This is a genomic window from Psychrobacter pasteurii (assembly GCF_900162815.1).
Lineage (GTDB): Bacteria > Pseudomonadota > Gammaproteobacteria > Pseudomonadales > Moraxellaceae > Psychrobacter > Psychrobacter pasteurii.
On record NZ_FUGD01000188.1, the window covers coordinates 1 to 651 of the forward strand.

2 protein-coding genes are annotated in these 651 nt (G+C 37.3%); one reads left to right on the forward strand and one right to left on the reverse strand.

Going from position 1 to position 651, the window contains the following annotated elements:
* Window positions 1–52 precede the first annotated feature (52 nt).
* Window positions 53–508: an ISAs1 family transposase gene (locus A1232T_RS13240; protein WP_167367088.1), complete on the reverse strand. Its 456-nt coding sequence runs from the start codon at window positions 506–508 to the stop codon at window positions 53–55.
* Between the two features lie 38 nt (window positions 509–546).
* Here A1232T_RS13240 and A1232T_RS14665 point away from each other — a divergent pair.
* Window positions 547–651: transposase (locus A1232T_RS14665; protein ID WP_482822388.1), on the forward strand; the 105-nt coding region annotated here is incomplete at its 3' end.

Here is a 651-nt window from a genome sequence, read left to right on the forward strand (position 1 = left end):
CGTCACTGTAGGTTCTTACTTTCTTGGTCATGATAAACTCCGATTAATACGCTTAGTTTACCAAGTTTACCTCTACGGTTTCTTCAGCATAGCTCAAACGTCTTACTTCTATACGACCATGATCTTTATCAACAGTTTCATTGATGGGTAAATTACCTGAATCAAATTGTGTGTCTAACCAAAGCTTAACGTCGTCATATAAAAGCTCATGGTTTCTTTTCAAGGACAAGATATAGTCGGCTTTAGCTTTAACAAGCTGTTTACAGACATCCTTTTGACAATACATCGCATCCCCGGTCACAACACTGCCCTTAAGATTGATCATATCAAGTAATCTAGGCAGTGTCGTTATCTCGTTGTCTTTACTATTTACTTGCGTTTGTGCTAATACTAATTTAGTTTCACTGGCAAAGGCAGTGACTAAATGAATAGAATCTGTATCTTTAAAGCCACCTTGGAGAAATTTACTATAATACTCCCGGAAAACTAGACCAAAAAATTGTAGCAAATAAGATAGAATAACCTTTAGAAAAAGAGGTCTATCTAATGACGAAAGTACGTAAGCGTCACAATGCTGAATTTAAAAGCAAAGTCGCCGTTGAAGCCATCAAAGAACACAAGACCCTCAACGAGTTAACCGCAGAATATGGG